This is a genomic window from Streptomyces griseorubiginosus (assembly GCF_017614965.1).
GTDB lineage: Bacteria > Actinomycetota > Actinomycetes > Streptomycetales > Streptomycetaceae > Streptomyces > Streptomyces griseorubiginosus_B.
Window position 1 is genome coordinate 1 of record NZ_WVUG01000720.1, and the last position, 555, is coordinate 555.

1 protein-coding gene is annotated in these 555 nt (G+C 72.1%); it reads right to left on the reverse strand.

Annotation, left to right across the window (positions count from 1 at the left end):
- Positions 1 to 134 precede the first annotated feature (134 nt).
- The coding region (locus GRC12_RS44950) for a TetR/AcrR family transcriptional regulator (protein ID WP_208786149.1) at positions 135 to 555 on the reverse strand (421 nt) is incomplete at its 5' end.

The window sequence follows — 555 nt, forward strand, 5'->3', positions numbered from 1 at the left end:
GGGTGTCCGTCCTCGGTCGGGCGGTTCTGGTCGTTATGCGGTGCTGTCTGTTGACGCCCGACGCTGCGGGCGGACACCCCCCGCCCCGGCCCCTTCCCGCCGTGGGCGTGTGGGCTTCGCGGCCGCGTGGGCAGTCAGTTCGGTTGGCGCAGGCCCGCGATGAGGAGCGTGACCATTCTGCGGGCGTCGTAGCGGGGGTCGCTCTCGGCGCCGACGCAGAGGTTTCCGATGCCGCGCATCAGGTGGTAGGCGTCGATGTCCGGGCGGATCTCGCCGGAGGCGTCGGCGGCTTCGACGAGTTGGGCGCACACCGGCAGGAGCCGTTCGAGGAAGAGGGCGTGGAGCGTCTCGAAGCCGGCGCTGTCGCCCTGCATCGCGGCTGCGAGGCCGTGTTTGGTGACGAGGAAGTCGACGAAGAGGTCGACCCACTTCCCCAGGGCCGCATAGGGGGTGGGGCCGGCCGCCAGCAGGGTGGGGCCGGCCTCGGCGCACGCGTCGATCTGGTGGCGGTAGACGGCGACGACGAGGTCCGCCCGGGTGGGGAAGTGGCGGTAG